Raw genomic sequence first — 23,663 nt, 5'->3', positions numbered from 1 at the left:
AATGGCGTAATTTGATAATTCATTAAGATAACATTAATACATTTCTTTAACTAAAAGTTCATGGCACCGCGTTTGAACAAAATAATTGCCAAAAAACATTCCTTTGAAAGCCCTATTTGCTAAATATAAATCGGTTATAAAGTTTATGCTTACTTTTTTAGGGGTGTATATTGCTTTGTCTGTGAGTTATGGTTTTTATTTAGATTTATCTGATGGTTCCCTCTATTATCCAGACTATTTTACAAATCTAGTTGGTGTACAAACTAGTGAGTTGCTAGAGTTTTTTGGGTATCAAAGTGAAGTCATAAAACACCCTGATGAGCCTTCATTAAAGCTGATTTTAAATGGGGAGTATTTAGCGCGGATTGTTGAGGGGTGCAATGCGTTCAGTGTCATTATTTTGTTTATCGCCTTCATCATTGCTTTTGCAGGTACATTTAAATCTACTGCCGTTTATATTGTAGCTGGTAGTGTTTTGATTTATTCAATTAATATACTTCGTATCGGTATTTTGGCTATAGGCTTGTATCTTTTTCCTAAATACGAAGAGGTTTTACATAACGTGGTATTCCCTGGGGTTATTTATGGTTTGGTGTTTTTACTTTGGGTAATATGGGTGAATCGTTTTTCTAAACTCAAGAAAAAGCATGGCTAGAGCATATAAAATAGTGATCTTGTCTATTTTGTTTTTGATGCTGATTTTAATTCGGTATTTTGAAAATAGCCTATTCTATGATCCTTATTTAAGCTTTTTTGAAAGTGATTATTTGTATATAGATAGTCCGCGTAGAGAAGTCGCCAAACTTGTTGGGTTTACAACCTTGCGTTATGTTTTAAATACTATGATTTCTTTAGCTATTATTTATGTGATATCCTTAGATAAAAGCATGCTTAAGTTGTCTGGAATTATTTACACACTGGCTTTTATCGTTTTGATGTCTATTTATTTATACTTTGTCGTACATCCTAGACAAGAAGACTATTATATGTTTTTCAACGTGCGCCGTTTTTTAATTCAACCTATTATTTTAATTTTATTATTGCCGGCATTTTATTATCACAAACTTAAAAACGTATGATTTTTATAATAAAAAGTTTATACAAATTTTCAATTTTGTACTTTTGTGAGGTGTTAAAGTCAATTTTACATAAAGGTTTTACGAGTATACTAGCATTGTTGGTATTGTTTTCAACGGTTTCATTTACCATTGAAAAGCATTTCTGTGGCGATGTTTTAGTTGATGTTTCAGTTTTTGCTGAAGCTGAAAAATGTGCCATGGAAGCCCTAGAACTACTTCAGAAAAAAACCTGTTGTAAAGATGAGTTGAATGTGGTAAAGGGTCAAGATGAACTAAGTGTTACATCGTTTGATGATTTAGATCTTGAACAGCAACAGTTTCTTTACGCTTTTACGCATAGTTATGTTTTTGGATTTGAAAGCTTAGTTAAGCATAAGATTCCGCATAAAAATTATACCCCTCCAAAACTGGTTACCGATATTCAGGTTTTAGACCAGGTTTTTATCATTTGATTTTTAGATGTTACCCTGTTTTTTTAAGGGTGTACCTCATATTCGTTTATGAGGTTTAAAACTATGTTTTCATCTTTTGAAAACAATCAATGCATTATAAAATCAAATTTTAATCAAATGAAACATATAATTTATGTGCTTCTGTTATTACCCAGCATATTCTTTTCTCAGGAAAAACTTGAAGGCGTTATTTTAGAAGCGAATAATAATAACAAAAATCTTGTCTTACCTGGGGCTAATGTTTATTGGCTTGATTCAACAGTTGGTGCGGTTACCGATATAGATGGTAAATTTAGTCTACCATACCAACCGGAGTATAAAAAAATGGTAGTTAGTTTTATGGGGTACAAAACGGATACCCTTGATGTGAAATCAGCAAAATCAATTAAACATTGGTTACAGCCTACCGACAATTTAGATGCGGTTACCATAAAGTCACGAAAACAAGCGACTTCAAAATCCTATTTGCAAGCGACAAACACATTTACTGTAAGTAGAGATGAGTTGCTAAAAGCGGCTTGCTGTAATCTTGCGGAAAGTTTTGAAACCAATCCATCAATTGATGTGAATTTTGCCGATGCCGTTACAGGAACGCGTCAAATTAAAATGTTGGGTCTTACGAGTCCGTATATTTTAATAGCTACAGAAAATATTCCTTCCATTCGGGGGGCCTCACAGGCATTCGGACTCAGTTTTATCCCAGGAACATGGGTAGAGAGTATTCAAATTACCAAAGGGTCGGGGAGTGCCGTAAATGGGTATGAAAGTATTGCTGGGCAAATTAATGCCGAGCTGGTTAAGCCTGCTACAGATGATCGTATATTTGTAAATGTTTATGGGGCTTCAAGTCAGCGTATGGAAATCAATACGCACATCAATACAAAAGTGAGCGAAAAGTGGGATACCGGATTATATTTACACGGAAACTCTCATAATGCTGAACATGATGTCAACCATGATGGCTTTCTTGATATGCCAAAATACGATCAAATAAACCTCATGAACCGTTGGCAGTATACCAATCCTGAAAAGGGTTTTGTGAGCTTTATTAATTTAAAATTTCTTAATGATGAAAAGCAAACAGGTCAATTGGATTTCGATCCTAAAACAGATAAACTCACTACAAATGCTTGGGGGAGTGAAATTGATACCCAACGTTATGAGGTTTCAGGGAAGTTTGGATATGTAAACCCGAATATTCCTTATCAGAAAATAGGAGTTCAGGCAGCTTTTAGCAGTCATGAACAAGAATCATATTTCGGTTTGAATCAATATGATATCACTCAGAATAGTTTATACACCAGTGCCATGTATAGTTCAATTATTAGTGATTCCAGACATAAAATAAAAACAGGGTTGAGCTATACTTATGATCATTATGATGAATTTTTAGTAGCTCCAAACCTTGATTCAAATTATGAACGCACAGAAAGTGCTATTGGCGCCTTTTTTGAATATAATTATGATAATTTAGAAAAGCTAAATTTAACAGCAGGCGTTCGTATTGATCATCATAATTTATTAGGTACGTTTGTGACACCAAGGTTTCATGCCAAGTATACACCATGGGAGAAATCGGCCTTACGTATGTCCTTCGGAAGAGGAAAAAGAAGTGCGAATATTTTTGCTGAAAACCAACAAATGTTTGCGACATCTAGAACTTTTAGTATTCAGAATGCCAACGGTAATGTATATGGTTTAGATCCTGAAATTGCCTGGAACTACGGTATATCGTATTTACAAGGTTTTAATTTATTCGGAAGAAAAGCAGATATAACTTTAGACTATTATAAAACCGATTTTACAAACCAGATCATTGTAGATTATGAAAACCCTTTGGAGGTCAATTTCTACAACTTAGAAGGGAAGAGTTTCGCGAACAGTTTTCAAGCGGAATTAAATTACAATGCTTTTGAACATTTTGATGTTAGGTTGGCTTATAAATATTACGAAGTGAAAACACAGTACAGATCTGGCTTGTTAGATAAACCATTGGTGCCAAAACATCGTTTTTTTGCTAATGCTTCATATGAAACAGCTCCTAAAGAAAATGGTGGGCATTGGAAGTTTGATACCACATTTAATTGGTTAGGTGAACAGCGTTTTTCTTCCACAGCAAGTAACCCGGTAGCTTATCAACTTCCTGATTATACACCAACCTTGTCAACTTTAAATGCACAGGTTACTAAGGTGTTTTCTCCTAAATTTGAAATCTATGTAGGGGGAGAGAATATTACCAATTTGAGACAATCAAACCCTATTTTAGCAGCAAACGATCCTTTTGGTGCAAATTTTGACACTACTTTTGTGTATGGTCCTATATTTGGAAGCTTATATTATGCTGGCTTTCGTTTAAAATTATAAATGAATTATTAAAACCGATAAAAATGAAAAAAGTAATTATTGTATTCATGCTCCTTGTTGGAGCCGTATCATTCGCACAAAACAAAAATGCCAGAGCTACCATTGAAGTAGATGGGGTGTGTTTAATGTGTAAAACTCGAATTGAAAAAGCTTGTTTTAAAACCAAAGGTGTGAAATCGGCCGTTTGGGATGTTAACACACATGAACTTGCTTTAATCTATGATGAAAGAAAAACAAACCTAGAAACTATTGAGGCTAGCGTATTGGAAGTAGGTCATGACACAGAGGAATTAAAAGCGACAGATGAAGCTTATAACAGTGTTCATGCATGCTGTAGATATCGCGATGAAGCAGTTCAAGACGATCATAAAGTAGAGGAAGACTAAATTTATCACGACTTAAAGATGCATCTTGTTATGCACTTCAGTTAGATATCGAGAAAATCTCAGGTTAATTTTTAATCTGAGATTTTTTTTTGGGGTATTAAGTATTAAAAAACTGAATTTGTGTAAGAATATTATAATGCAGTTTACCATTCATCGTAAGGGCTTTCAGTCTTTACATATGAAAATGTTGTTTTTATTTAGATTTATTATAGATAATTTGGGAGTAAGGATCTCAGCAGTTACATTTGCCGAAAAATTCACTATTTATAATTGGTTTAAATAAAATTAAATGAAAAATCAAATTACTTGTTTATTATTTTTAACCCTTACTTTCTTAGGGTACTCTCAAAACAACGACGTTTCTGGTGTTGTAAATAACTCAGCTTTTCAAGCTATTGAAAACGTAAATGTTGTTTTAAAAAACACAACAACAGGAACCGAAACAGATGCACAGGGGAAATTTAATCTTGAAAATATTGAGGCGGGTAGCTATACCTTGTCTTTCTCTTTTTTAGGATATAAAACTAAAGAGGTTCAGATTTCGGTTATGGCAAATCAGAACATAGACTTAGGTGTTATTACGCTTTATGAAGGTAATGAGATTTTAAATGAAGTGGTTCTTTACGGTGGTGAAGGCAATAAGTTTTCCAGAAAGAAGACAGCCTACGTTTCTAAGTTACCTTTAAAGGATATTGAAAACACACAAGTTTATAGTACCATTACAACCAGTTTATTAGAGTCTCAGGTAATCACCAATTTTGATGACGCCTTAAAAAATGCTACAGGGGTAGACAAGTTATGGTCTTCTACAGGACGTGGAGGCGATGGTGCAGGTTATTATTCTTTACGTGGTTTCTCGGTACAACCACAACTAGTTAATGGTTTACCTGGTTTAACAAACGGAACCATTAATTCAGCTAATATTGAGCGTATTGAAGTGATTAAAGGCCCTTCTGCTACTTTATTTGGAAATGCAGTAAGTTCATACGGTGGTTTAATTAACGTAGTGACCAAAAAACCTTTTGCAGGTACTGGTGGCGAGCTTTCATTTACTTCAGGATCTTATGGTTTAAATCAAATAGTTGGTGATTTCAACACTGCTTTAGATAAAGAAAAGAATATTTATTTTCGTTTGAATACTTCTTTTTCAAGATCTGAGAGTTTTCAAGATGCTGGTTTTAACCAAACTTTCTTTGTAGCTCCGTCTTTATCTTATAAAGTAAACAACAAATTGTCGTTCTCTTTTTACGGTGAAATTACTCAAGCAGAACAAACCAATCCTATGTTTTTGTTCCTAAACAGAGGGGCGCCTAGCATAGCTAGCAATCTAGATGAATTAGGTTACAACAATAAATTGTCTTTTACCAGTAACGATATTACCTTATTAAACCCAACTCAAAATTACAGAGTTGAAATGGACTATAAGTTATCTGATCAATGGCAATCACAAACTTTATTGTCTAGAAGCAGTACTTCTACAAAAGGGTACTACTCTTATCTATACGACCTAGGAGGTAACCCAGTAGATACTTTTTCTAGGTATATAAATAAGCAGAATGCTAATACTCAAACTACAGATATTCAACAGAATTTTATTGGAAACTTTAAAGTTTTAGGTTTAAGAAATAGAATGGTGGTGGGATTAGATTATTTAAACACCACAAGTGTAGATAATGGTTCTAGTTATGTTTATTACGGTAGTGTTCAAGCCGATGGAACGACTGAAGCTGGTTACCCATTATCAACCTCGGGGATTGATGCTGCTTTAGCCGGAGCTACAGTTAATAATTTAAAATCTGAATACAATATTTATAGTGCTTATGCTTCTGATGTTTTAAACATTACAGATGCCTTTTCTGCAATGGTTGGTATTCGATTAGATCATTTTGATAATAAAGGGGATTTATCTAATGATGAAGATGATTACGATCAAACGACCTTTTCTCCAAAATTCGGATTAATGTTTCAGCCTATTCAAGATAAACTATCCATTTTTGCGAATTATCAAAACGGCTTTACAAACGTAGCGCCAACCTTAGTTGGCGATCCTAGTGCTGGGCCTCAAACGCTAATGACTTTTGATCCAGAACAAGCGAATCAATTAGAGTTTGGTGTAAAAACAAACTTATTCTCTAACCGTTTAAATGCAACGGTAAGTTACTATGATATTAAAGTGAAAGATCAGGTGATTACAGATCCAGATTCACCGTTTAATAAAATTCAAGGCGGTGAAGTTATAAGTAGAGGATTTGAAATTGAAGTAAACGCTAATCCCGTTGATGGATTAAATATTAGAGCAGGTTATAGTAATAACTTTAGTGAAACCACAGAATCTGATAATGTAAACATCTTAAACAGAAGACCACTTGAAGCAGGACCTGAAAACCTATATAATTTCTGGGCAAATTATGAATTTCAAAGTGGTCTGTTAGAAGGTTTTGGAGCAGGTTTAGGTTTTAATGGTGCTAGCGAACAATTTGCTATTAACTACGCCAATACCGGTGATTTTATTTTACCAAGTTATACCATTGCAAACGCATCGTTATTTTATCAAGCTAATAAATATCGTATTAGTTTAAAATTAAACAATGCGTTTAATAAAGAATATTACAAAGGTTGGACCACAATTACTCCTCAGTTACCAAGAGCTGTAATTGCTAACTTTACATATAAATTTTAATAATAAATTATTATAACGGGTTGTTTGATGCAATGAATATATGGTACATTTTCCAGCTTTAATTTTAAGTAAAATCATAACATCAAACAACCTTTTTTTAGGCCTATGAAATATAGAAAACAAATATTAACACTACATAAAATACTTGGTTTTGCCACAGGGTTGGTAGTTTTTGTGGTTTCTATTACAGGTTGTTGTTGGGCTTTTAAAGATGAAATTGAAAGTTTATATTCAGATTATAAGACGGTAGAAGTACAAGATGTTCCTTTAATTACCGTTACAGAAGCCCAAACTATTGCTCAAGAAGTTTTTCCAAACAACCATATTCATGGTGCGATCTTCGGAAAGCCAAATGAAGCCATTCAAGTTATTTTTTACGATAGAGAACCTGAATTTTATCAGGATGTTTTTTTAAATCCCTATTCAGGGGAAGTGATTCAGGTTAATGATAACCTTTCTGGTTTTTTTCCTTTTATTTTAAAGGGACATATACGTTTGTGGTTTCCTAAAGAATTTGGAGAACAACTAGTTGGTGCTTCTATACTACTTTTTATTTTTATTATCATTTCAGGTTTCTTGTTATGGATACCTAAACAGCGTAAAAATTTAAAGCAACGCATCACTTTCGATTGGAAATCAACGACCCGATGGAAACGTAAAAACTTCGATTTACATACCGTTGTTGGTTTTTATATTTGTTCACTTGCCTTGATTTTAGCTTTTACAGGTACTGTAATGTCCTATAACTGGTTAAAATATGTGGTTTATAAATCTACCGGCGGTGATAAAGTGGCGGCTTTTATAATTCCTGAAAATAAGAGCGGATTAAAAATTAACGATGCCTCGGAAGGCCTAGCTCCCATTGATCAATTAATTCCGAAACTGTGGAAGGAATCACCCGATGTTGAAAATTACGAATTACATTACCCAGAATCTGATACTTCAAGTATTTATGTTGAAGTCTCGAAAACTGCTGGTATATTTTATGATTCCGATTTTAGATTTTTTGATCAAAATACGCTTGAAGAAATCGAAACCCCCGGCATCTACGGAAAATATGAAGATGCTAAATTTGCCGATAAAATTCTAAGAATGAATTATGATATTCATATTGGTGCTATTGGTGGAATTGTGGGCAAAATTATTGCTTTCTTAGTGAGTTTACTTACCGCAAGTTTACCTGTTACAGGCGTGCTACTTTGGTACGGGAGAAATTATAAAAAGGATAAAAAACTTCAAGTAAATCAATAAATGACTTTGTTGGATGTCTTTTTGTTTTACTATTTTTGAAGCATGAAAACTTCTAAAATACTTATTTTATTGGTGTTATTTTGTGGTTTCGCCAGTCATGCTAAACCTCACACGAGTTTTAATAGCTTGATTTTAGGCGAGGTACAAGTTCTAGTCCAAGTTCAAGTCCAAAATAAAAGCACTCCTGAAACTTTTAAAACTCGTTTTAATGCCATTCAAAATGAATTTGAAAGACAACAAAATTTATTGAATGCTGGAGAAATTTTAGAATCAAAATATTTTAAGCAATTAAAAAAGCTTCGCAAAAAGGAATTAAAGCTTTTTAAAGCTGTAAAAAAATACGAGTTTAAAACAGAAGAGGTAAGCGATTATAATTTTTGGTATCGGGGAGTTTTTAAGTTTCCTACTCAAATAGAGCAGGAGTTGTCAAAACCAACTTCAAAGGAGTAGACTTATCTCTTACCTTGTTAAAATTAAAAACAAAAAACGCTTCAAAATCAATTGAAGCGTTTTTAATATAAGTTACGTGTCGAGGCTCTCGATTACATCATGCCAGGCATTCCACCGCCACCCATTGGAGGCATAGCAGCTGCATCTTCTTTAATATCGATTAAAGCACATTCTGTAGTTAAGATCATACCAGCAACAGAAGCTGCATTTTCTAATGCAATACGTGTTACTTTCTTAGGGTCAATGATTCCAGCTTTAAGCATGTCTACGTAAGTTTCTGTTTTCGCATCATAACCAAAGTCTTTTTTACCTTCTAAAACTTTATTGATGACTACAGAACCTTCTCCTCCAGCATTTTCAACAATGGTTCTTAAAGGTGCTTCAATCGCTCTATTTACGATTTGAACCCCTGTAGTTTCATCTAAATTATCGGTTGTGATTTTCTCTAGAACCGCTTTAGCGCGTACTAAGGCAACACCACCACCAGCAACAATACCTTCTTCAACGGCAGCTCTTGTGGCGTGTAAGGCATCGTCAACACGATCTTTCTTTTCTTTCATTTCAACTTCACTTGCAGCACCTACGTAAAGTACAGCAACACCGCCAGCTAATTTAGCCAAACGTTCTTGTAGTTTTTCTTTATCGTAATCTGAAGTCGTTGTTTCAATTTGTGATTTAATTTGACCTACACGAGCTTTAATCGCATCAGCATCACCAGAACCGTTTACAATTGTTGTATTATCTTTATCAACAGTTACAGTTTCAGCAGAACCTAACATGCTTAAATCAGCATTTTCTAAGGTAAATCCTCTTTCTTCAGAAATTACAGTTCCACCAGTTAAAATAGCGATATCTTCAAGCATAGCTTTACGTCTATCACCAAATCCTGGAGCCTTTACAGCAGCGATTTTTAATCCACCACGTAATTTGTTAACCACTAAAGTCGCAAGGGCTTGTCCGTCTACATCTTCAGCGATGATTAATAAAGGGCGACCAGATTGTGCTACGGGTTCTAAGATTGGAAGAATTTCTTGTAAGTTAGAAATCTTTTTGTCGAATAATAAAATGTACGGATTCTCTAAATCAGCAACCATTTTATCTGAATCAGTCACGAAGTAAGGTGATAAGTATCCGCGGTCAAATTGCATACCTTCAACAACATCAACATAAGTTTCCATACCTTTGGCTTCTTCAACAGTAATCACACCTTCTTTTCCAACTTTAGAAAAAGCTTGAGCAATTAATTCACCAATTGTATCGTCGTTGTTAGCAGAGATTGCAGCAACTTGTTTAATTTTTTCTGAAGAGTTTCCTACTTTTTGAGCTTGCTCTTCAAGTTCTTTAGTAATGGCTTCAACCGCTTTGTCAATACCACGTTTTAAATCCATTGGGTTAGCACCAGAAGCTACGTTTTTTAAGCCTTCTTTTACAATCGCTTGAGCTAAAACAGTAGCAGTAGTTGTACCATCACCAGCTAAATCATTGGTTTTAGAAGCTACTTCTTTTACCATTTGTGCACCCATGTTTTCGTGTGCATCTTCTAATTCAATTTCTTTAGCTACAGAAACACCATCTTTAGTTACTGATGGCGCTCCAAAACTTTTACTAATGATAACGTTACGACCTTTAGGCCCTAATGTTACTTTTACAGCGTTTGCTAATGCATCAACACCACGTTTTAAACCGTCGCGTGCTTCAATATCAAATTTAATATCTTTTGCCATTTTTAAGAATGTTTTTTATTCCTGCGTAAGCGGGAATCTATTTTATTTATTGTTTACTTTTTGTTTGATGAGTTTTCCGCTTTCGCGGAAATAAAAAAGCCTATTATACAATCGCCAGAATATCGCTCTCACGCATAATTAAGTAATCAGAACCTTCAAGCTTTAAATCTGTTCCAGCGTATTTACCATATAAAACGGTGTCTCCAACTTTAACAGTAATTGGCTCATCTTTGGTACCTGGTCCAGCAGCTACTACAGTTCCTTTTTGAGGTTTTTCTTTAGCATTGTCTGGAATAATAATTCCTGAAGCAGTTTTAGTTTCGGCTGCAGCTGGTTCAATAAGAACGCGGTCTGCTAATGGTTTAATGTTTAATCCCATTTTGTTTTATATTTTAATGATTAAGTTTATAAATACTAGGTCAATTTATACGAAAAATGTGCCAATAGTATATAACTGACAAACTTGCAGACCTGTCTGCCGAACAGGTAGAAACAAAAAATGCCAACTAATTAAGTTGGCATTTTTGTCTTGTTTTATGTGCGTGTGAATACTATTCTGCTTCTTGAGCTGGAGCAGTATCATTAGTTGTTGCAGGGGTTTCAGGTAAAGCAACTGGTGCAGTTACAGCATCAGAATCTAAAGCTTTAGATTCATTGTTAGAACCACCTTTATCAATAGCTACGTTAGAAGCTAAAATTAATACTAATAACAAAGTAGCTAAGTACCAAGTACTTTTGTCTAAGAAATCTGTGGTTTTCTTAACACCTCCTAATTGTTGTGTGCCTCCACCACCGAAAGATGATGATAATCCGCCGCCTTTAGGGTTTTGAACCATGATTACTACGATAAGTAAAAACGCTACCACCACGATAAGGACTAAAAATATTGTAAACGTACTCATTATTTTTTATTGTTTTGTTCTTGTAATTGCTCTACTGCTTTAATTTGGTTTGCAAAGAAACTACTTTTTTCTGGATATTTCAAACTTAATATTTTATAAGATTGAATCGCTTTTTTAAAGTTTTTTTGCTCTACATAAATTCGTGCTAAAGTCTCGGTCATTAAGGCCTCCGGCTGGATCATTTGGGCTTGGGCTAAATTTCCTTTGTGTTGTAAGGGTTTGGTCGGACTTATTTTTGGGTTTTCAGCAATGAATTTATCGATGAGTTTAAACTTTTTTTGCTTTTCTTTATTGGTAGAAGGCGTAGTTTCAGCAGGTTTGGTTTCAGATTTATCTTCAGTTTTTGTTGGTTCTTCTTTTTCTGGTGCTCTTTCAATAGGTGCAAAACGCGTCAACTGCAGCCACTCATTAAATGAATGTGATTCTTTTTTATCAAAAGGCAGTGGTTTTCCTAGGTCTAAAGCTGTTTCAGCTGAAGTTGTTTCTGTTTTAGATTCTTCTTTTGGGGTTTCGTTGGTTCCCGGTGGTTTTTCTATTAAAGGTGTTTCCTTTAAAGGTCTCGGTTCTTTAGGTTCAAAAAGAGCAGGGTCTAAAACACCATCGGTATCACTAATTTGCTGCTTTAAAGTATCATCAAGAGTCACTTTTCTGTTTATAGAAAGGTCTTCTATTTGAACAGGAATATCTCCTAAATGCGAGCTATTGTTTTTTATAGTCTCTGAAATTTCATTTTGAATAAAAACTTCTGAGGTGATGAAATCAAAAAGAATACTTCTGTCTCCCGTGTAAGCCGCCGTAATTTTAAGCTCTTGATTGTATTGTAGGCTACTTTGGTCTTTAAGACCTTTCAAATAAATAGCACGTGCCGACTGAAAATAAGGAAACTTCGTGATTAGCGATTTTAACCCATCGGTTTGATCGTTGGTTAAAACTTGCGGGTTTTGAAGGATATGTATGTAATCTTCTGAATTCATTGGCGGTGCCAAATTTAATAATTTTAATACAGAGTTTGGTGCCTTACCATTTTGCTAGCGTAGCGTTGAAAATATCTTGGGTGATACGTTCAAAAATTTCTTCCTGTGCTGTAGTTTTTACTGAGCCCGTAAGTTGATCGGTTCCTGGGTAATCATAGAAAAATGAAAAACGCTGCTCTAAATCGTCTTCAGGCTTCTTTTTGTTGAAAAAGCGTAAATTCACACTAATGGTTAGTCTGTTTTGTGCAGCAATTTCATCGGAAGTCGCTGTTGTTGGGGATATTCTATACTCGGTAATTTCACCTTCGTAAACCAAATCACCGCCTGAAGGGACTAAGTTTAAATTGGTTTGATTTTGAATTAGATCTTCTAAAGCTAATTTAAAATCACGATCTAAACCTGGTTCTATAAGCAAAGCTGTGTTCTCAAAACGATTGACCTGGTAAGTGGTTACACCAGCTGGGATAGAAGCTCCTGTAAACGAATAGATGCCACAGCCCAAAAATGTGAAGCTTAATGTGAAAATTATGAGGTGTTTAATGTTTTTTTTCATAAAATGATAGGCTTGGTAAATAGTACTTGTTATATCAATATTTTAGCTTCTCTTATTTTTTGAACAGAGGTGTTCTTCTTGCTAAATAATCTAAAGTTATCTTGTACGCATCTTCCGTTTGCCAGAATGATTGATGGTTCTTATTATAAATATTACGGCCGTTATCTGTGTAAATATTCATGGTAATATTAGTGCTGTAATTTTGAGTTTGTTTAGAGTAGGAATATGAATTGGTACGTCCTTTGTTAGAACTCCAGATATCACCAATAATATGTCCGTGTTTATCAATGTATGCTTTGTTTTTTTTGGGGGATGTTGTTGATTGAGTGTTACGTGTAGATGTTACAGATGTCTTTTCTATCGATACCATGCCTTGAATGATATATTCAACGCCTAAAATATTTGCGATTTCTCCCATGGTGTAGCCGTCGATATTGTTATTAACGATTCCTGCTTTCGATAATAATAGGTTTGTAGTTTTTGGGGCTTGAAATGATAAATTATGCGCCTTTTTATTAAAAATGGTATAGGTTTCCGATTGAATATTTTTCTGCATTTCTGCATTGCTGGTTTCTTGGTCTTTAAGGTAGCCAAAAGGTAGAATAGCAACTTTGTTATGGTGATTTTCTAGATTTTGTTTGGTATCTGCCTTTGGTTTATTGAAAAATTCAACCCGTCCTGATGTAAAGGTAATTTTAACAATATCAGATTTAGAAACGGTGTATTTAATAGTTTCATTCTGATAGGTGAATAGTAAGTCGTTTTGATTCATTTGAACAACAGTACCAACCATTTCTTCACCACTTGTTTTTAAAATAACATCATGTTGAGCATGAATCGTGCTTATAAAGATAAAAAAACAGATTATTATTTGTGCGACTGGTGTATTTAATTTGTTCATGAGGTTTTTTTGTTTTAGAAAGTATAGGTTTGTTTAATTTGTAGTTTCAATTAGCTATAGATCATACTGCTTAATCTTGCGGTATAAAGTTCTTTCGCTTATCCCTAATTCGGCCGCTGCTAATTTACGTTTTCCTTGGTGACGTTCCAGAGATTTTTTTATAAGCTCAAGTTCCTTTTGGTGTAAGGACAAGGTTTCTTCTTCTTCAATCTCTTCAGCAAAATGATACTTGTCTTGAACAGGAGTGAGGTCTTCTTCAACAGTATGTTCTGTTAATGAAAGCAGCTCGGTTTCGTTGTCTAGTGCTTCTTCAAAATCGGTGTCGTCTTCATCTTGGTCACCATAGATTTTTTGAATTAAGCTTTCGTTGTCTTTTTCTACATCTTTGGTGTTGCCGTTTTTCATCAACTCCATAGTGAGTTTTTTCAAATCGTTCAAATCACTCTTCATATCAAAAAGAACTTTATAAAGAATCTCACGTTCGCTACTAAAGTCACTTTCTGATTTTGATGTCTTTATAACCGCCGGTAAATTGGTTGTTGCCGTGTCTGGTAAATAGCCTCGAAGAATTTCAGTAGTAATGGTTCTGTTTTGTTCTAAAACCGAAAGTTGTTCGGCAATGTTTCTTAACTGACGAATATTACCACCCCAACGAAACTTAGTAAGCATTTGGATAGCATCATCGCTAAGTTTTACAGTGGGCATTTTATATTTTAAAGCAAAATCACTTGCAAATTTCCTGAATAATAAATGGATGTCTTCTTGGCGCTCACGTAAGGGCGGAAGGTTAATATCTACAGTACTTAAACGGTAGTATAAATCTTCACGAAATTTTTCTTTTTCAATAGCTTCAAACATATTCACATTTGTAGCCGCTACAATACGTACATTGGTTTTTTGAACCTTACTAGAACCTACTTTTAAAAACTCGCCATTTTCTAAAACACGTAATAGACGTACTTGTGTGGTTAGTGGTAATTCGCCAACTTCATCTAAAAAAATGGTTCCGCCATCAGCCACTTCAAAATAACCAGCTCTGGTTTGCGAAGCGCCTGTAAAAGCACCCTTTTCATGACCAAATAATTCACTGTCTATGGTGCCTTCTGGAATGGCGCCACAGTTTACCGCGATGTATTTGTTATGTTTTCTGTGTGATAATTGATGTATAATTTTAGGAATACTCTCTTTACCAACACCACTTTCTCCTGTGACTAAAACCGAAATATCTGTAGGCGCCACTTGAATGGCTTTTTCAATAGCACGATTTAATGCCGCGGTATTTCCAATAATCCCAAAACGTTGTTTTATTGCTTGAACTGATTCCATAATAAGCCCTCTAGCCTCTAAAGGGGGAATTTAAAAAGTTAATATTTTGATTCTTTCTATTTTGAGTCATACTTATATTTATTCATTTGAGTGAAAACTCCTCTCCTTAAGGGAGGTTAGGAGGGGCTTATTCCCTCTCCTATAAGCGTGGCACTTGTACAATCGGTCACTTTTACATTGACGAAATCGCCTATTTTATAATGCGCTTTATGAAACACACAAACAATATTTTGTGAGGTTCTTCCAGACCATTGCTCGTCAGATTTTTTCGATTCTTTTTCAATTAAAACCTCAACAACAGTGTTTAAATATTCTTTAGTTCTAATTTCACTGTGTATACGTTGTAAGTCTACAATATCTTGAAGTCTACGTTTTTTAGTTTCCTCAGGAACATCGTCTTCCATGTTTCTTCCAGCCATGGTACCAGGGCGCTCAGAATAAGTAAACATGTAACCAAAATTATATTTTACGTAGTTCATTAGAGAAACAGTGTCTTGAAAGTCTTCTTCAGTTTCTGTAGGGAAACCAACAATCATATCTTGGCTAATGGCGCAGTTTGGTAGGATACGACGAATATTGTCAATCAACTCGAAATACTCTTCTCTAGTATGTAAACGGTTCATTTCTTTTAAAACACGGTTACTACCACTTTGAACAGGTAAATGAATGTGGTTACAAATATTGTCAAACTTGGCCATAGTTTCAATCACATCAAGGGTTAAATCTTGAGGGTTTGAAGTTGAAAAGCGAATACGCATATTAGGTTGTGCTTTGGCGCAAATCTCTAAAAGGTTTGCGAAGTTGACAGCCGTTGCTTTTTGAATATCACTAGCTTTTTCAAAATCTTTTTTGAGTCCGCCGCCATACCAGAGGTAGCTGTCTACATTTTGACCTAATAAGGTGATTTCTTTATATCCGCGGTTCCATAAATCGTTTACTTCTTCCAAAATACTTTGTGGGTCACGACTACGCTCACGTCCTCTGGTAAAAGGTACCACGCAAAAAGTACACATGTTGTCACAACCACGGGTTATTGAAACAAATGCAGTAACACCATTAGTATTTAATCGTACGGGAGAAATATCACCATAGGTTTCTTCTTTCGAAAGAATCACGTTTATGGCATCCCTACCTTCGTCAACCTCAGCCAATAGATTTGGTAAATCTTTATAAGCATCTGGGCCAACAACCAAATCCACAATTTTTTCTTCTTCAAGAAATTTTGTTTTTAAACGTTCTGCCATGCAGCCTAAAACCCCAACTTTCATTTTAGGGTTCAAATCGCGTTTTACAGCGTTATATTTTTCTAAGCGTTTACGTACAGTTTGTTCGGCCTTGTCTCTAATCGAGCAAGTATTTACTAAAACTAAATCGGCTTCCTCTAGTTTTTGAGTGGTGTTAAAACCTTGGTTCTCCATAATGGACGCCACGATTTCACTGTCACTAAAATTCATAGAACAGCCATAACTTTCAATAAAAAGTTTGCGTTTATTTTCTTGTTTCTGTTCTAAAACCAAGGCATCTCCTTGTTTGCTTTCGTCTATAATCTTTTCCATAATTTACTGAAACCTTTAGCGCTCAATAAGCACGCAAAGATACAATATAATAATGATTTGTGACAAAGTGACAGTTTGAAATCTTTATTATAAATATGGATTTTAACGAATATTTAAACTTTCATTTTTAATTCCATTAAAAAACAATACTTTTATAACTTAACTAAAATAATTATTAAATTTATGAACACCATTACCACCTTCTTAGAAAAATTAGAACAAATCAAAGCACTAGATTTTGGAGATATATTTAATAAGTCTATAGAGTTATTTAAAAAGACTTGGTTGCAGGGGTTTTTACTACTTGTTATTACCATTGCGATAATGTTACCAATAATTATTGTTTTATATGTTCCATTAATTGGTTTAGTTGTTGCACAAGGAGAAAATGCTGATCCAGCTGCTTTTACAAACTTTTTTGCAGGTATGTCTGTGCTTTATGTGGTTTTTGTAATTGTTGGTGTTTTGGTTTTAGGTTCTGTTGCTTTTGCGATTAATGCGGCTTTTTATCGCATTATGAAAAAAATGGATGACAACCAGGAAGTTACAATAAAAGATTTCTTTTATTTTTTGAAAAAGAAATATTTGGGTAAAACGACCCTACTCATGTTGTTTTCTGTTTTTGCGGCTATGTTGTCTGTGATTTTATTCTATGTGCCATTACTTTATATGATAGTACCACTATCTTTTATAGCAGCAGTTTTTGCTTTTAATCCTCATTTTAGTGTGAGTGATATTATAAAAGCAAGTTTTAAGTTGGCGAATAAAAAGTGGATGCTTGCCTTCGGATTAATTATCGTGAGTCAATTGCTGTCGCAAATTGTAGGAGGTTTGGCCTGTGGTGTTGGGTTGTTGTTTACTTCGGCGTTTGTATATCACCCCGTGTATATTCTTTACAAAAAAATGATAGGGTTTAATGAAAAAGATGCCATCGAGGAGATTGGAACTTCAGTAGACTAAATCAAATTTATACCTCTAAAAAACCGCTTTACTCAGGTAGAGAGCGGTTTTTTTTGTTTAAAAAATATACAGATAATGTCTAATATGCTTCAGATAACATTTTTTTCATATACATTTGTAGCTCCAAAAAGTGAAGTATGGCGAAGAATTTAGTGATCGTAGAGTCACCTGCAAAGGCAAAAACCATTGAAAAATTTCTAGGTAAAGATTTTAAAGTTGAATCGAGTTTCGGACATATTTCCGATTTACCTTCCAAGGAATTAGGGATTAATGTTGAAGGTGATTTTAAACCAAAATACGAAGTTTCAAAAGACAAGAAAGCAGTTGTTAAAAAACTGAAGGATTTAGCAAAAAAAGCCGAAATGGTTTGGCTCGCTAGTGATGAGGATCGCGAGGGAGAGGCTATTGCTTGGCATTTAGCTGAACAACTGAAGCTTGAAAAAGATAAAACAAAACGTATTGTTTTTCATGAGATTACTAAAACAGCCATCCAGAAAGCTATTGAAAATCCAAGAGGGATTGATTACGATTTAGTAGATGCCCAACAAGCTCGACGTGTTCTAGATAGAATAGTAGGTTATGAGTTGTCGCCAGTACTATGGAGAAAGGTTAAGGGCGGACTTTCAGCAGGGCGTGTACAATCCGTTTCTGTGCGTTTAATTGTTGAAAAAGAACGCGAAATAGAAGGGTTTACCCCAGTAGCGTCTTATAGAATTGATGCAGAATTTTCAAATGAAGATGGTCAAACCTTTAAAGCAAAGCTTCCGAAGAACTTTTCGTCAAAAGTAGAAGCGCAAAAATTCTTAGAACAAAATGCTACGGCCGATTTTAAAGTTGCTGATTTAACTAAAAAGCCAGCTAAAAAATCACCTGCAGCACCGTTTACTACGTCAACACTTCAGCAGGAAGCTTCTCGTAAATTATATTTTTCGGTAAGTAAAACCATGACCATGGCGCAACGCCTTTATGAAGCTGGTTTGATTACTTATATGAGAACAGATAGTGTGAATTTATCTGATGAAGCAAGAAAAGGCGCTGAAGCTGAAATTAAAAATGCTTACGGCGATAAATATAGCAAGCCAAGAAATTATAAAGGAAAATCTAAAGGAGCTCAAGAAGCTCACGAGGCCATTCGTCCAACCAATTTTGCAACACATTCTGTTGATATTGATAGAGATCAAGCGCGTTTATATGATTTAATTTGGAAGCGTTCAATTGCTTCACAAATGAGTGAAGCAGAACTTGAGCGTACCAATGTTAAAATTGAAGCCTCAACTCATAAAGAAACCTTTACAGCTAACGGAGAGGTGATTACTTTTGATGGCTTTTTAAAAGTCTATTTAGAAGGCACCGATGATGAAGATGTAGAGCACGAAGGTATGTTGCCTGCAATGCGTGTTAATGAAAAGCTGTTGAATAGCTTCATAAGTGCTACAGAACGTTATACCCGTGCTCCAGCACGATACACCGAAGCTTCTTTAGTTAAGAAGTTAGAGGAACTTGGTATTGGTAGACCGTCTACCTATGCGCCAACCATTTCTACCATTCAAAATAGAAATTATATTGAAAAGGGCACTGTTGAAGGTGTAGAGCGTGAGTATACCCAGTTAGTTTTAAGTGAAGGACAAGTAAAAGATAATACCCTTTCAGAAAAAGTAGGTTCTGATAAAGGAAAGTTAGTTCCAACTGATATCGGAATGATTGTAACCGACTTTTTGGTGAATCATTTTGATGCGATTTTAGATTACAATTTCACGGCTAAAGTTGAGGCAGATTTTGATGAAATCGCCGAAGGGAATGAGAATTGGATTAAAATGATGAAAGCCTTTTATAAAGATTTTCATCCTGTTGTAGAAGATGTTAAAGAAAATGCCGATAGAGAATCTGGAGAACGTATTTTAGGTAAAGATCCTAAAACTGGTAAACAGGTGAGTGTGCGTTTAGGTCGTTTTGGACCAATGGTTCAAATAGGAACTGTTGATGATGAAGAAAAACCGCAGTTTGCAAGCTTAAGTCCAGATCAACAATTAACAACCATTACCTATGAAGAGGCGATGGACTTGTTTCAGCTTCCAAAAACTTTAGGAAATTATGAAGGTGAAGAAGTTCTAGTTAATAACGGAAGATTTGGGCCTTATGTGAAATTTGGAGAGGCTTATGTATCGCTTCCAAAAGGTACAGATCCTTTAAGTGTAGAAATAGACGATGCTATTGTTTTAATAAAAGAAAAGCAAAAAGCTGATGCCCCTATATATATGTACAAGGATTTGCCTGTTCAAAAAGGAAAAGGACGATTTGGACCATATATTAAATGGAATAATATGTTCATTAATGTGAACAAAAAATACGATTGGGATAATTTATCTGATGACGATATTGTTGAATTGATTGAAGTTAAAATCCAGAAGGAAATTGATAAGGTTATTCACAATTGGGAAGATGAAGGCATACGTGTTGAAAAAGCCCGTTGGGGAAGACATAATGTTTTAAAAGGGAAGGTGAAGGTTGAATTACCCAAAACCGTGGATGTATCTGAAATGACTTTAGAAGAAGCTAAAGGCATCATTGAAGCTGCTACACCAAAGAAGAAAACCACAAAAAGAAAGCCCGCAGCTAAAAAGAAACCTGCTGCTAAGAAAAAGCCCACTGCAAAAAAGTAATAGAACCACATGAACTTTAATTTTCTTTCGCCTGTATCAGATTTAGTTTTAGCCCATAACGAATTACTTTCAACACAAGCCCTAGGAAGAAAACTTAAAATACATTCTGAGCAACAGGGCATGCCAGAATTAGATGGTGTTGATATCGCCATTATTGGGGTGCTTGAAAATAGAAATGATATTAATTATATAGGTGAAGAATTTCAGCTGCATGAAATTCGTAAATCCTTTTACAGTTTGTTTCCTGGCAGCTGGAATGTGTCTGTAGCCGATTTGGGTGATATTCACAAGGGTGAAAGTGTTGAAGATACGTATTTCGCTTTGCGCGAAGCGGTTAGTTTATTATTGCAGAAAAAGATTATTCCGTTAATTCTTGGGGGTTCTCAAGATCTCACTTATGCCAATTACCGAGCTTATGATGACCTGATTCCTATGGTCAATATTGTAAATGTAGATGCGCAATTCAATTTGGGTGACTCATCAAAACCTATCAAAAATAATAGCTTTGTGGGTAAAATTATTCTGGATGAACCATATAATCTATTTAACTACGCTACTATTGGTTATCAAACCTATTTTAATTCGCAAGAAGAATTAGATTTGATGGATAGCCTGTATTTTGAATCCTATCGATTAGGGCAGGTGTCTCACGACATCAAATCAGTTGAACCTGCACTTCGTGATGCCAATATTGTAACGGTCGACTTAAATGCTGTTAAAGGCTCTGAGTTAGGATTAAATCAGCGCTATTCACCTAATGGATTAGATGGTAAGGAAATTTGTGCCATTGCCCGATATGCAGGTATAAGTAATAAGGTGAGTTCCTTTGGGATTTACGAATACAAGCCGTCAAAAGATGATGATATGACCTCCTTATTAATAGCGCAAATGCTGTGGTATTTTATAGAAGGGGTTAATTATCGTGTTCAGGATGATGATTTTTCTGATGATAATAGTTATCAAAAATTCATCATACTTGTTGAAGATGAGTCACTTGTGTTCTATAAAAGCAATAAAACAGGTCGTTGGTGGATAGAAATCCCTTTTTTATCGGAAGTCAATAATAAATTGAAGCGTCATACGTTATTACCATGCATGCACCAAGATTATATAGATGCTTGTAATAACATTATACCAGAGCGTTGGTATAAAGCATTTCAGAAAAATAGCGTTTAAATTCTAAATGTTAGAGATTTGTTAAACGGTATAGACCACCGTTGAAGTGCTAATTTTTTACGATGAAACGTTATTTTTTTAGATAATTAGTTGTTTTTTAAAAAATATATAAATATGTTTACGCTCTCGGAATCGAAAAGCTAAATAAATTAACCTCGAGTTTACTATGGATATGAAGAAGTTATTATTATTAACCGCAGTCTTAGCTGTTCTTGCTAGTTGTGGCTCTAAGGACAGAGGCGAACTAGTTGGTGTGCAAGGAAAAAAATGGCATCCAGAAAAACCTTATGGAATGCAACTTATTCCTGGTGGTGCATTTATCATGGGTAAGGCTGATGATGATCTTGCCGGCGTTCATGATGCCCCTGCAAAAACTGTTACTGTTAGGTCTTTTTATATGGACGAAACAGAAATTACGAATAGTGAATACCGTCAGTTTGTAAACTGGGTAAGAGATTCGATAGTGAGAATGAAATTAGCTGTTTTAGCTGATGAAGTTGGATTAACTCCTGACGATGGAGGTATTGGTGAGTATGCATTTAACGATGTTGATACTACTAATATGTCGGTTTATGAGAAGTATATGTTTGAGAACTATACGGGGCTTGGACCAACAGGTTACGAAGGAAGAAAAATTAATAAAGATGTTGATTTAATTTTCAATACGGAAGAGTATCCAGATGAGTACTATACTGAAGTTATGGATACGATGTACTTGCCTCTAGAAGAGTCTTATAATGGGCAACGTACTTGGGATGTGACGAAATTCAAATTTCAATACAACCACATGGACATCCAAGAAGCTGCAAAGAAAAGAGGTGTTAAACGTAAAGACGTTATTATAAAAGAAGAAATTGAAATTTATCCAGATACAACCGTTTGGATTAGAGATTTCGCTTATTCATATAACGAACCAATGCATAACGATTATTTCTGGCATGATGCCTATAGCGAATATCCAGTAGTTGGTGTAACTTGGAAACAAGCAAAAGCCTTTTGTGAGTGGAGAACGCTTTGGAAAAATACGTATCAAAAATCTAAGAAAGGATCACCTGCTGTAAACACATTCAGGTTACCTTCTGAAGCAGAGTGGGAGTATGCTGCAAGAGGTGGTCTACAAGCAGCAACTTACCCTTGGGGTGGACCTTATACTAAAAATGATAGAGGTTGTTTCATGGCAAACTTCAAACCTGTAAGAGGTGATTATGCTGCCGATCAAGCTTTATATACAGTAGAGGCTAAATCTTATGATCCTAACGATTATAACCTATACAATATGGCTGGTAACGTATCAGAATGGGTGAATGCATCTTATGATCCGTCAGCATATGAATATACATCAACAATCAACCCGAGTGTAAATGATATGGAAAACCAACGTAAAATTGTACGTGGAGGGTCATGGAAAGATGTCGCATACTTTTTACAAGTAAGTTCAAGAGATTACGAATACGCAGATTCTGCAAGAAGTTATATAGGCTTTAGAACTGTTCAAGATTATATGGGGACACAAGTAACATCGAACGGTCAGAAGTAAAACGTATTTTATTACCAATTTTTAAAAAAATAATTAAAATTAACCTACTAAAAATTTAAAACCGAACATTATGGCAAAGTCAAAAGCAAACAAGAAATTTATGAATATGGCATACGGATTAGGTGCCGCTATCGTAATCGTTGGAGCATTATTCAAAATTATTCACTTCGAAATTGGACCATTAACTGGTAACGTGATGTTAACTATTGGTCTTGTTACAGAAGCAATTATTTTCGCATTATCTGCATTCGAACCAGTTGACGATGATTTAGATTGGTCTTTAGTTTACCCAGAATTAGCAGGAGGAGCATCACAATCTAACAAAAGTGAAGCTAAGCAAGATGCACAAGGATTATTATCTAAAAAATTGGATGATTTATTAAAAGAAGCTAAAATTGACGGAGAATTAATCTCTAGTTTAGGAAATAGTATTAAAAATTTCGAAGGTGCAGCTAAAAACATTAGCCCAACCGTAGATTCTATTCAAGCAACAAAAAAATATGGTGAAGAAATGTCTTTAGCAGCTGCACAAATGGAATCTTTAAATAGCTTATACAAAGTACAGTTAGAAAGCGTTAACAAACAAGCGAGCATTAACCAAGAGTCTGTTGAAAATGCAGCTAAATTGGAAGAGCAAATGAAAGCTTTAGCATCTAACTTATCATCATTAAATGGTGTTTACGGAGGTATGCTATCTGCAATGAACAAATAATTAGGGGAGTAAATCTCAAA

Annotated in this window: 21 protein-coding genes; 13 read left to right on the top strand and 8 right to left on the bottom strand. The window is 34.8% G+C overall.

What is annotated here, in order from left to right; genetic code table 11:
• Positions 1-103 precede the first annotated feature (103 nt).
• From xrtF to F6U93_RS05625, 8 genes are all read left to right on the top strand, one after another.
• Positions 104-655: an exosortase family protein XrtF gene (xrtF, locus tag F6U93_RS05660; RefSeq protein ID WP_150937710.1), complete on the top strand. Its 552-nt coding sequence runs from the start codon at positions 104-106 to the stop codon at positions 653-655.
• Positions 648-1,079, top strand: coding sequence for an exosortase F system-associated membrane protein (locus tag F6U93_RS05655; protein WP_150937708.1), 432 nt, complete (start codon positions 648-650; stop codon positions 1,077-1,079). Before xrtF ends, F6U93_RS05655 begins: the two co-directional genes overlap by 8 nt.
• A 50-nt stretch (positions 1,080-1,129) precedes the next feature.
• Positions 1,130-1,531, top strand: coding sequence for an HYC_CC_PP family protein (locus F6U93_RS05650; RefSeq protein ID WP_150937730.1), 402 nt, complete (start codon positions 1,130-1,132; stop codon positions 1,529-1,531).
• 117 nt (positions 1,532-1,648) lie between these two features.
• The gene (locus F6U93_RS05645) at positions 1,649-3,895 is read left to right on the top strand and encodes a TonB-dependent receptor (protein WP_150937706.1); all 2,247 of its coding nucleotides are present in this window, start codon (positions 1,649-1,651) and stop codon (positions 3,893-3,895) included.
• A gap of 23 nt (positions 3,896-3,918) precedes the next feature.
• A complete protein-coding gene (locus F6U93_RS05640) occupies positions 3,919-4,281 on the top strand; it encodes a heavy-metal-associated domain-containing protein (RefSeq protein ID WP_150937704.1) in 363 nt (120 codons plus the stop codon).
• 289 nt (positions 4,282-4,570) lie between these two features.
• On the top strand, positions 4,571-6,961 hold the full coding sequence (locus tag F6U93_RS05635) for a TonB-dependent receptor (protein WP_150937702.1): 2,391 nt from the start codon (positions 4,571-4,573) through the stop codon (positions 6,959-6,961).
• Positions 6,962-7,066: 105 nt separating this feature from the next.
• Entirely contained in the window at positions 7,067-8,212 is a 1,146-nt protein-coding gene (locus F6U93_RS05630) for a PepSY-associated TM helix domain-containing protein (RefSeq protein ID WP_150937700.1), read from the top strand.
• A 42-nt stretch (positions 8,213-8,254) separates the two neighbouring features.
• Positions 8,255-8,662, top strand: coding sequence for a hypothetical protein (locus F6U93_RS05625; RefSeq protein WP_150937699.1), 408 nt, complete (start codon positions 8,255-8,257; stop codon positions 8,660-8,662).
• Positions 8,663-8,754: 92 nt separating this feature from the next.
• Here F6U93_RS05625 and groL read toward each other — a convergent pair whose 3' ends face one another.
• From groL to miaB, 8 genes are all read right to left on the bottom strand, one after another.
• Positions 8,755-10,386 carry a chaperonin GroEL gene (gene groL, locus F6U93_RS05620; protein WP_150937697.1) on the bottom strand — a complete coding sequence of 544 codons (1,632 nt, stop codon included), beginning with the start codon at positions 10,384-10,386 and terminating at the stop codon, positions 8,755-8,757.
• Positions 10,387-10,489: 103 nt separating this feature from the next.
• Positions 10,490-10,765: a co-chaperone GroES gene (locus tag F6U93_RS05615; RefSeq protein WP_150937696.1), complete on the bottom strand. Its 276-nt coding sequence runs from the start codon at positions 10,763-10,765 to the stop codon at positions 10,490-10,492.
• 172 nt (positions 10,766-10,937) lie between these two features.
• The gene (gene secG / locus F6U93_RS05610; protein WP_150937694.1) at positions 10,938-11,288 is read right to left on the bottom strand and encodes a preprotein translocase subunit SecG; all 351 of its coding nucleotides are present in this window, start codon (positions 11,286-11,288) and stop codon (positions 10,938-10,940) included.
• Positions 11,288-12,262, bottom strand: a complete 975-nt coding sequence (locus F6U93_RS05605) for a hypothetical protein (protein WP_150937692.1) — start codon at positions 12,260-12,262, stop codon at positions 11,288-11,290. The genes secG and F6U93_RS05605 overlap by 1 nt, the downstream gene beginning before the upstream one ends.
• 43 nt (positions 12,263-12,305) lie before the next feature.
• Positions 12,306-12,815 (bottom strand): LPS assembly lipoprotein LptE, encoded by a 510-nt coding sequence (gene lptE / locus F6U93_RS05600; protein ID WP_150937690.1) that lies wholly within the window; start codon positions 12,813-12,815, stop codon positions 12,306-12,308.
• A 52-nt stretch (positions 12,816-12,867) separates the two neighbouring features.
• Positions 12,868-13,716 (bottom strand): hypothetical protein, encoded by an 849-nt coding sequence (locus F6U93_RS05595; RefSeq protein ID WP_150937688.1) that lies wholly within the window; start codon positions 13,714-13,716, stop codon positions 12,868-12,870.
• A 54-nt stretch (positions 13,717-13,770) separates the two neighbouring features.
• Complete coding sequence (locus F6U93_RS05590) at positions 13,771-15,042, bottom strand: sigma-54 interaction domain-containing protein (RefSeq protein WP_150937687.1); 1,272 nt, start codon at positions 15,040-15,042, stop codon at positions 13,771-13,773.
• A gap of 116 nt (positions 15,043-15,158) precedes the next feature.
• On the bottom strand, positions 15,159-16,598 hold the full coding sequence (miaB, locus tag F6U93_RS05585) for a tRNA (N6-isopentenyl adenosine(37)-C2)-methylthiotransferase MiaB (protein WP_150937685.1): 1,440 nt from the start codon (positions 16,596-16,598) through the stop codon (positions 15,159-15,161).
• Between the two features lie 183 nt (positions 16,599-16,781).
• Between miaB and F6U93_RS05580 the strand changes: the two genes are divergently transcribed.
• The 5 genes from F6U93_RS05580 to porL all read left to right on the top strand — a co-directional run bounded on the left by F6U93_RS05580 (position 16,782) and on the right by porL (position 23,643).
• Positions 16,782-17,558 (top strand): DUF624 domain-containing protein, encoded by a 777-nt coding sequence (locus tag F6U93_RS05580; RefSeq protein WP_150937683.1) that lies wholly within the window; start codon positions 16,782-16,784, stop codon positions 17,556-17,558.
• 137 nt (positions 17,559-17,695) lie between these two features.
• The gene (gene topA / locus F6U93_RS05575) at positions 17,696-20,218 is read left to right on the top strand and encodes a type I DNA topoisomerase (RefSeq protein WP_150937681.1); all 2,523 of its coding nucleotides are present in this window, start codon (positions 17,696-17,698) and stop codon (positions 20,216-20,218) included.
• A gap of 9 nt (positions 20,219-20,227) precedes the next feature.
• A complete protein-coding gene (locus F6U93_RS05570; RefSeq protein WP_150937680.1) occupies positions 20,228-21,394 on the top strand; it encodes a formimidoylglutamase in 1,167 nt (388 codons plus the stop codon).
• Positions 21,395-21,566: 172 nt separating this feature from the next.
• Entirely contained in the window at positions 21,567-22,931 is a 1,365-nt protein-coding gene (gene porK, locus F6U93_RS05565) for a T9SS ring complex lipoprotein PorK/GldK (RefSeq protein WP_225312584.1), read from the top strand.
• 70 nt (positions 22,932-23,001) lie between these two features.
• Positions 23,002-23,643 carry a type IX secretion system motor protein PorL/GldL gene (porL, locus tag F6U93_RS05560; RefSeq protein ID WP_150937675.1) on the top strand — a complete coding sequence of 214 codons (642 nt, stop codon included), beginning with the start codon at positions 23,002-23,004 and terminating at the stop codon, positions 23,641-23,643.
• Positions 23,644-23,663: the final 20 nt, after the last annotated feature.

It is taken from the genome of Pseudotamlana haliotis, from assembly GCF_008806375.1.
In the GTDB taxonomy this organism is placed as follows: Bacteria; Bacteroidota; Bacteroidia; order Flavobacteriales; family Flavobacteriaceae; genus Pseudotamlana; species Pseudotamlana haliotis.
Note: the sequence above shows the minus strand (reverse complement) of the source record. Positions and strands in the feature narration are given on the sequence as shown.